This window comes from Nonomuraea sp. KM90, assembly GCF_052246675.1.
Classification (GTDB): Bacteria; Actinomycetota; Actinomycetes; order Streptosporangiales; family Streptosporangiaceae; genus Nonomuraea.
Genome location: NZ_JBQQCB010000238.1, coordinates 1 through 8,021 on the forward strand (window position 1 = coordinate 1; position 8,021 = coordinate 8,021).

Consider the following 8,021-nt stretch of genomic DNA (forward strand, 5'->3'; position numbering starts at 1 on the left):
CAGTGAGATAGGCGACTTTGATTTTTCGAGGGGTGCCGCCTTCGGCGATGAGGTAGCAGACGCCCTGGCTGGTCGGGGTGATGTCGGTGGCGGTGTAGCCGGAGGTGGACCAGCCGTCGCCGAGGATGATGTCGCTGGAGCCGGTGGAGGTGCAGCGGAAGGCGGCGCGGTAGCCGAACAGGTCGCGCATCGATTTGGGGATGATGTCGACGCTGGGCCGCTGGGTGGCGGCGACGACGATGATTCCGGCGGCTCGGCCGCGTGCGACCAGGTCGCGCAGCAGGGCGATGAATTCGCGTTGCTGGCGTTCGTCGCCCACGGTGGCCGAGAAGTAGGCGATCTCGTCGATGATGACGACGATCACGTTGACGTCGTCGTGCTGTTCGATCTTGCGGCGGCGTCGCGCCGTCAGCCAGGAATAGCGGTTGTCCATCACCTTCTGCAGCCGACGCAGGGTGATGATGGCCTCATCAATGTCGGGGCCGACGAATTTGTCGGCTGCCGGGGCGAGCATGCCGAGTTCGACCTGCTTGCCATCCAGCAGGATCAGCCGGGTGCGGTCGCACAGCGCGGCGTGGCAGCCGATGCACTGGATGAGCCCGGACTTTCCGCCGCCCGGTTCTCCGGCGGCCAGAATGTTGCGGTAGATGAGCGGGAGATAGACCGGCCGGCGCATCTCGTCGATCCCGGTGAAAACCGGGTCATACATCGACATGATCGGCCCGATCGGCACCCCGCCGGTGATGGAGGCACGGGTAAACGTGGTCATGATCGTGTGTCTCTTTCCGGACAGTGACGATGCCGTGCGGGATGCCAGCCGGGGCAGAGCCCGCACGGGCCGTCGAAACGTGGTGGTCAGGGGGTGACCACGCCGTAGTAGGTGTCTGCGGCGCAGTGCTTGGCCATGTGCTCCTCAGTGATTGCGGTGGCGCGGTACTCGACCGGCCCGAAGGTGCGCAGAGCCGTGTAGTGCGAACCGTTGTCGCTCAGCGTGGGCGTGACGCCGAGAAGGGCGGCCACGCGATCGACTTCCGCGCGTTCGGCGTCGTCCTGGTCGCCGGTGCTGTCGATGTCGGCGGAGATGACGCTGTAGCTGACGTGGGCCCAGGAATTGACGGGCACGCCGGGGTGCTCGTCAAGGAAGTCGGCCAGGGCACGCAGACCATCGATGATCTGCGCCCGGGTGATCATCTTTTCCAGCTGGGAGATTTTCCGGTAGTTCTCCTGAGCGATGTCCGTACGGCCGTGGGCCTGGTAGTAGCGGGCCCACTCATGTAGTACGCCGATTTCCTGTTTGATCTCGTGCCTGTCGAGACTCATCGCGCGTTCCTCTCTGTGGGAAGACGGCATGGCGATGCCCAGGGGCGGTCGGGCGGGGAAGTGCTCGGCCGTCCCCCGGAAGCGGGAGGACGGGATATGTGCGGCGGCGGTGCCGCTCAGTCGATGTAGTCGCTGATGTCGTCCGCGCCGTGGGTGGCCGGGGTCGTGACGGCGTCCCGGGCCTGGCCGGGCTTCTTGCCGTTGTCAGACCTGCCGTTCCTGGCAGCGGTCTTGGGGGTGTCCAGGACGGACGCTTCGGTGACGTCGTCCAGGTCCAGTCCGCCGGTCCCGGTGTCGGGGACGAGTGTGGGCGGCTGGTTGCCGACGGGTTGCCCGTCGTTGATCTCGTCGGGCAGGGGGGAGACGACGCGTCCGGTGAGGGCGTCGCGGCGGCTGATGTCGACGCGCACCAGCGCGGAGTTCGATGCCGAGGCGCGCTCGATGGTGACCTTGTCGGCCCAGCACGCTGCGGCGATCTGTTCGAGCCGGTTCTCCAGATCTGACATGGCCAGGCCGGGACGCAGCCAGAGCCATACCGACTCGCCGACCAGCGTGGGACGGGCCCACAGCACGAACGGCAGCGAGGCGCGGTTGCTGCCGATGATGAATTCGGCGAAACAGGTCCTCAGCCGGTGCCGGGAGATGACGCACCAGGCGACCTTCATGACGGTGCGCCGCACCTGGGGGAGCACAAAAGGCAGCACCAGCGCGGCGATGACCGCCAGGCGCACGACCAGTGTGGTGTGGTGGGCCAGGACCACGAAGCCGTAGACGAGGCCGGCGGTGGTGAGGATTTCCGGCAGCCACCAGACGAACACCCGCAGCACGGGCCAGACAACGATCACAGCCGCGATCGGCAACGCGACCAGGACGCCGCAGCAGACGCCGAGGATGATGGCGAGGATGGGGTGCCAGTATTCGGTCAGGACGGTGGCGGCGAGCAGACCGCCCACGAGGGAGACCACCCAGAAGGTGATCTTGGCGTTCCGGGCGTAGGACCGGGAGACGTGATCTTCGATCACGGTGACGGAGCCGCGACGGCCCATGGCTCGTCGCGAGACGGACCGGCCGGTATTCTTGGCCATGGTCGGCTTCCTTTCCTTAGGAAGAGGGGATGTCGATCGCTGTGATTGGGGCGGGGCCGGATCTGGGCAGATTTGCGGCCCCGCCTTTCGATCAGCTGATGGTGGTGAGCTGCGCTCAGCCGAGCAGTTCCATCAGCAGCGTCCGGTGCGCGGCGAACACCTTGCCGCCGTACCAGACATCGAGATCACCGACGAGTGCGGTGTAGGAGTCGGCCCGCATCCATGCGGCCCTGCGGGCGTCGTCGGCGCCCAGCACCCGGGGCAGTTCCGCCCGGGCAGTGACGCTCAGGTGAGCGATGGCGGGCACGGTGACCATCCATGCCTCGTCACTGGCGCGCGGGTCAGGCACGTACCGCGCCGGCAGGGGCTGCCAGTCCACGTCCTCCAGGACCAGACCGGTCTCTTCGGCCAGTTCGCGCACGGCTGCGTGCGCCGGGTTCTCTCCGGGGTCGACGTAGCCGCCGGGCAGCGCCCAGCCGTGGCCGTCGGAGCGTTCGACCATCACCAGCCAGCGGTGACCGTCATGGTCGGTGGCCATCACGATGGCGTCGGCGGCGAGCTGTTCGCCCCAGTGGCCGAGTTCGTTGCGGCCGTAGCGGATGCCGGTGCTCTCGCACGGGTTGACGGGGCGTCCGTTGATCACCTGGAACGGGATGGCGGCGTTGGCCTGCCGGGTGGTCCAGTCGATCTGGGTGGGGTCGGTCTGGGGGTCGCCCCAGCCTTCCTGAACGCCGACGGTGAACACGTCGGGGTGGGTGTAGGTGACTGCGAGGGATTTCGAAGTGGTTGTCATGGCTCACATCTCGATGTGGAGGTCGCCGAGGATGGTGTGGGCCTGGAGCCCGACCCGGCCTTTGCCGGACTGGATGTTGGTCACGCGACCGGAGCCCTTGCCGGGCTTGGAGGAGGTCTTCGGCTTCGCGCCCTTGGACGGCGGAAGAATCTCGCCCGCCTGAATGGCGGTGAAGCCCTCGGTGGCCATGTTGGTTCGGGTCTTCCTGGTCATGATCATGTTCCTCTCGGTTGAGGATCAGGCACGTCCATGTGCCGTGATCGGATAGGACGTGCGGGAGCATGTGCTCAGCACATGCACAGCCTGTTGGCTGGAAGTGACGCAGCGGAGTCGCCTCCGCGCAGCATCACAGGGCGGACACCTCAGATGAGGGAGCGTCTAGAGCCTGGTCAGGCGGTCTTGGCCGCCGAAACCGTCGCCGACTTGATCTCTACCGCGCGAAACGCCACGCCGCTGCGCCCGTTGGTCGACCAGGGCAGGGCCTCCAGCCTGGACAGAGAGACGACCTGTCCCACCTTCACCTCGGGCCGGACACCGGCCGTAGTGACGGCGAGGACCTCGCCCCCGTCCTCATCCAGGACGAACACCTGCGTCGACCACATCGGACGGCCCGTGTCGCGCTCAGTCTTCTGGCGACCGTTCTGGTCGGTCTTCTCGACCGGCTCTCTCGACACCGTCACCTGCTTGTTGCTCGTGTCCACGTAGAGCTTCATGAGCCCTTCCTTTCGGTCTCGGGCCGCACCGCCTCTCGGTGCGCTCCCTGCTCGTGGCCCCTGTCGGCCACGCATTCATGACAGCGTGAAGGCACGGCATAGCGGCAGACTGACGGAGCCCAACGCGCCTTAACACGATTTGTTAACCCTTGCTCCAGCAGCGCGTTTATGAGGCATCATGGGTTCACGAAGGATTAACATCCATGCCCGGACCATTGCGAGGTGCGATGGACGTTCCAAACTTGCTCAGGCAGGCTCGGAAACGTCATGGCTGGTCCCAGGAGCAAGCCATTGTACGTTTTGAGCAGATAGGCCGCGCGTTAGAGATCGACGTTGCCTCTCGGTCTAGTTTGCGAACTCTGTTCTCGATGTTTGAGAACAACCGCCGAGAGATCCCCGCATCTTACCGACGCATCTTCTGCGAGCTGTACCGCGCCTCCGAAAGCGATCTCGGGCTCGACACCAAAACGGGAATCTTCACAGCGACGCCGTCCTCACCGCCCGCGCTGCCTCAAGCCCTACCAGGTGCACCTTCGCCTGAAGTGATCACCTACTTGACAAACGTACTTGCAGAGCACACGCGAGCCGACGCCCTTCTTGGGCCGCTCTATCTGGTACCCGCCGTACAGGCGCAACTCCCGCTCATTGATCGCCTAGTGCAGTCAGCCCGAGGTGCCGACCGTCGCCCCGTACTCGAGCTCGCTGCCCGATTCGCAGAGTTCTGCGGTTGGCTCTATCAGGACTCAGGCGACACTGAATGCGCAATGCATTGGACCAACCGAGCACTCGACTACGCCCAAGAGTTGGCGGACCCCCAAAGAGTGGCCTATGTCCTCATGCGGAAAAGCAATATCGTCACTGAGGCCGGGCACCCTGGACAAGGTTTGGGCCTTGCCAATGCTGCCCTAAACGCCGCACCCGACCTCACGCCCCGGCTCCGTGCGGTCTCTCTCCGCCAGCTCGCCAACGCGCACGCTCTTCTCGCTGAACCTCGCGAGTTTGAAGCCGCTGTAGATCAGGCATCCAGCACGCCGCTGAAGGGGTGACCAAACTCCCGGCCGACAAGGCGCGATACTGCACGCCATCTTATGTCCAGATGGAAGCCGGTATGTCATGGGTACTTCTCGGTAACCCGAACGCTGCTGTCTCCATCTTCGAAGATAGCCTGACCCAATGGCCCGAAGCAGCCCAGACCCGCGACAAGGGCCTCTGTCTCGCCCGGCTGGCTACCGCGTCCGCAGCCCAAGGCGAGATCGAGCGCGCCATACACGCCGGAACTGAGGCCCTGGCTATCGCCCAGCAGACCGGTTCGGCCCGAATCCGAACGCAACTCTCTGCCCTTCATGATCGATTGACGCCTGTCGCCAAGCTGAGTGCCGTGCGAGACTTGAGGGAGCACCTAGCCCGGCTCACGCAACATGCCGCGTGAGCGAGTACACATTTGGTAAGGGGAGACGCTGTGGGCCACCTGCTGCCTACTCAAACGACCGAGGATGAGCAAGCACGCAATGCACAGGTCGCCATCCTGCCCATTGGTAGCTTCGAACAGCACGGTCCACATCTTCCATTGATCACAGACGCGGCTATTGCCTCAATCATTGCCCACGAAATCGCACAACGTTACCCGGTGCGCCACTTGCCTCCGATCACTATCTCCTGTTCTCACGAACATAAGGCATGGCCCGGCACTGTAAGCATCTCAGCTAAGACTCTCTTTGCCATCATCACCGACATTCAACACTCGCTGCGAGCATCCGGCATCAACAAACTAGTCCTGATCAACGCTCACGGTGGGAATTACGTACTGTCTAACGTCGTACAGGAAGCCACGGTCACCGAACGGTGTATGGCGCTCTTTCCGACCAACACCCACTGGAACGCGGCACGCGCGAAGGCCAACATGGCAACTAGTAGTCACGAAGACATGCACGCAGGTGAACTCGAAGTTTCCATCCTCCTCGCAACTCACCCCGAGCTGGTGAAAGAGGGCTTCGAAACCGTCGACCACGTCGCGGACGACCGCCGGGATCTTCTTACAGTCGGCATGGAGGCATACACCAAAAACGGTGTTATCGGTCGTCCGTCACTCGCTACCGCCGAAAAAGGACGAGCCGTCCTGGACTATCTCGGCGCCGCGTTCCGTTCCTGCCTCAGGAGTATCGACATAGTCCCGTAGGCACCGGTGATACAGAGCGCCAGGGTAACCTAGAGACTCAAGTATGAGCTGTGACCAGCAGAAACACTCCGTCAGCGTCGCTGGCATTGTCCTCGATCCCGCCGGCCGAGCTCTCCTGATTCGACCACGGGACAACTCCCACTGGGAGCCGCCAGGTGGAGTCCTTGAGCTCGCTGAGTCCATCCACGACGGACTCTGCCGCGAGGTCAAAGAAGAGACTGGCCTTGACGTAGAACCGATCGACCTGACCGGCGTCTACAAGAACATGGACCGTGGCGTTGTTGCCCTCGTTTTCCGCTGTGCCATGACTGGGGGCGAGCTGTCGATCAACAACGAGGTAAGTGGCTTCCACTGGGCCACGCCCGACGACGTGATCTCCATGACGGACGAAGCTTTCGCTGTCCGTGTGCTTGACGCCCTTCACGACGACGGTCCCGCCGTACGTCAGCACAACGGGACCAAGATCCTCGGCGACAGGTGACCCAGCCCATCTTGTGAGAACTTTCTGTACATCGTCAAGGCGGCCCGAAGACGGGCCGCACGCGCCGCCGTCACGGCGAACGCCGCCGCCCTCCGCTAGGGCTCCAGGCAGCCGGCTAAAAGCGCGCCGGACGGCTGGCGCGGGACGAGACGACGGGCCGCCTCAGCACAGGGAAAACGCACTACTCGAATCACAGGGGACGAGCTGGCCGGCGCACGCGTGCGCGGTCACGAGAGCTGGGGCCTTACGGCATGCCTCCGGCGGGGGCTCCGGCTCCGGGATCGGCGCCTGAACGCACGTGCGGGTGGTGAGTGTGGCTGGCGTGGTCCATCCCGTCTGCCATCGACCCAGGCAAGCCCAGCAGACCGCCTCCTCCGCCGCAAGCCCAGCTGCGGGCGTTGGACAACCACTCACCGTGGAAGGTGTCCAGGCACAGGGACAAGTCAAGCCGGGCTTGCACCTCCGTCGCCGGCCCGCTGCCGCTCCGCGGTGGGTCGACGGCAGACGGGATGAACGACGAGTGCTGGGGAGCTGCTAGCTGGAGATAGTCATGGCCTCCTGCCAGTAACGGAGACCCGCCCCGTGGAGCCAGGGGTTGGACCTGCACGACGAATCGGTCCCCGCCAGAGGTCAACTTGGTCCGGGTATGGCTTTCTCCCCTACCTCGCGTCAGTAATACGGCGCATCGGTTGGTGATGATGACGTGGTTGGTGCAGAGAACCTCGGAGTTGGCTGTTGACCGCCGCCTCAGCATGGCCAGGTGGATGCGCTCACTGTGTATGAGGTGCCATCCGACTCGGGGTCGAACCAAACGTCGAGACTGATCTCTGTGCCATCGACCTCCATCACCATGCACGTTGACTCCGCGATGGAGTAGGGCTTCCAGCCCTTCCCTAAGGCGAGGCCCCGGTAGAAGTCCTCAACGACCCGTTGCGAGTCGGCCTGTCCTGAAAGACGGTAGGAGCGGCTGATGGTGGCATGGTGATCGTCAGTGTCGGTGCATGAACGATCGCGCTCGCCCTCCGGTTCGATACCAGCCGGGGCGGTATCCAAGATATTGAATGAAACGAGGGCAGTTTCTACGCTTTCGTAATTCGCTTCACATATCCGCCTGTGTTCCCAGACGTCGGAGAGTAGCGGGAGTAGAGCAACGCCAATCAAGACTAAAAGACCCACGCCCACAACTAAGATCCAGCGAACCACCTTTTTCATGATCGATACGATAGCCGGTGTTGGGCATTGGGGTAAGCAGATCGTCGGCTGGCCGAGTCATCTGGTTGCGCTGTGGAGTTGCATGGGGCTAACTCTTCTAGCCACCGTGATTGGCTAGTGCGGTGACCACATAGGTTCACCGGGCCGCGGACACACCCGACGGCTTGCGCAGGCTTCGCCGGATTCTGCTTCAGTGTCGTATCGACATGCACGATGACGGCAGGAGGATCCGTATGGCCGA

Annotated in this window: 10 protein-coding genes; 3 read left to right on the forward strand and 7 right to left on the reverse strand. The window is 63.7% G+C overall.

Going from position 1 to position 8,021, the window contains the following annotated elements; genetic code table 11:
• The 6 genes from ACTWPW_RS61900 to ACTWPW_RS61925 form a co-directional block, all read right to left on the reverse strand.
• Window positions 1-769: FtsK/SpoIIIE domain-containing protein (locus ACTWPW_RS61900; protein ID WP_443174686.1), on the reverse strand; the 769-nt coding region annotated here is incomplete at its 3' end.
• Window positions 770-855: 86 nt separating this feature from the next.
• Complete coding sequence (locus tag ACTWPW_RS61905; protein WP_443174687.1) at window positions 856-1,320, reverse strand: hypothetical protein; 465 nt, start codon at window positions 1,318-1,320, stop codon at window positions 856-858.
• A 116-nt stretch (window positions 1,321-1,436) separates the two neighbouring features.
• Entirely contained in the window at window positions 1,437-2,405 is a 969-nt protein-coding gene (locus ACTWPW_RS61910; RefSeq protein WP_443174688.1) for a hypothetical protein, read from the reverse strand.
• Window positions 2,406-2,520: 115 nt separating this feature from the next.
• Window positions 2,521-3,198: an NUDIX domain-containing protein gene (locus ACTWPW_RS61915; protein ID WP_443174689.1), complete on the reverse strand. Its 678-nt coding sequence runs from the start codon at window positions 3,196-3,198 to the stop codon at window positions 2,521-2,523.
• Between the two features lie 3 nt (window positions 3,199-3,201).
• Window positions 3,202-3,411, reverse strand: coding sequence for a hypothetical protein (locus ACTWPW_RS61920; RefSeq protein WP_443174690.1), 210 nt, complete (start codon window positions 3,409-3,411; stop codon window positions 3,202-3,204).
• 176 nt (window positions 3,412-3,587) lie between these two features.
• On the reverse strand, window positions 3,588-3,911 hold the full coding sequence (locus ACTWPW_RS61925; RefSeq protein WP_443174691.1) for a hypothetical protein: 324 nt from the start codon (window positions 3,909-3,911) through the stop codon (window positions 3,588-3,590).
• Between the two features lie 368 nt (window positions 3,912-4,279).
• Here ACTWPW_RS61925 and ACTWPW_RS61930 point away from each other — a divergent pair, with 368 nt between their 5' ends.
• From ACTWPW_RS61930 to ACTWPW_RS61940, 3 genes are all read left to right on the forward strand, one after another.
• Window positions 4,280-4,957 (forward strand): hypothetical protein, encoded by a 678-nt coding sequence (locus ACTWPW_RS61930; RefSeq protein ID WP_443174692.1) that lies wholly within the window; start codon window positions 4,280-4,282, stop codon window positions 4,955-4,957.
• Between the two features lie 413 nt (window positions 4,958-5,370).
• Entirely contained in the window at window positions 5,371-6,087 is a 717-nt protein-coding gene (locus tag ACTWPW_RS61935; protein ID WP_443174693.1) for a creatininase family protein, read from the forward strand.
• 43 nt (window positions 6,088-6,130) lie between these two features.
• The gene (locus ACTWPW_RS61940) at window positions 6,131-6,568 is read left to right on the forward strand and encodes an NUDIX hydrolase (RefSeq protein ID WP_443174694.1); all 438 of its coding nucleotides are present in this window, start codon (window positions 6,131-6,133) and stop codon (window positions 6,566-6,568) included.
• Window positions 6,569-7,315: 747 nt separating this feature from the next.
• Here the strand turns inward: ACTWPW_RS61940 and ACTWPW_RS61945 are convergent.
• Window positions 7,316-7,780, reverse strand: a complete 465-nt coding sequence (locus tag ACTWPW_RS61945; protein ID WP_443174695.1) for a hypothetical protein — start codon at window positions 7,778-7,780, stop codon at window positions 7,316-7,318.
• Window positions 7,781-8,021: the final 241 nt, after the last annotated feature.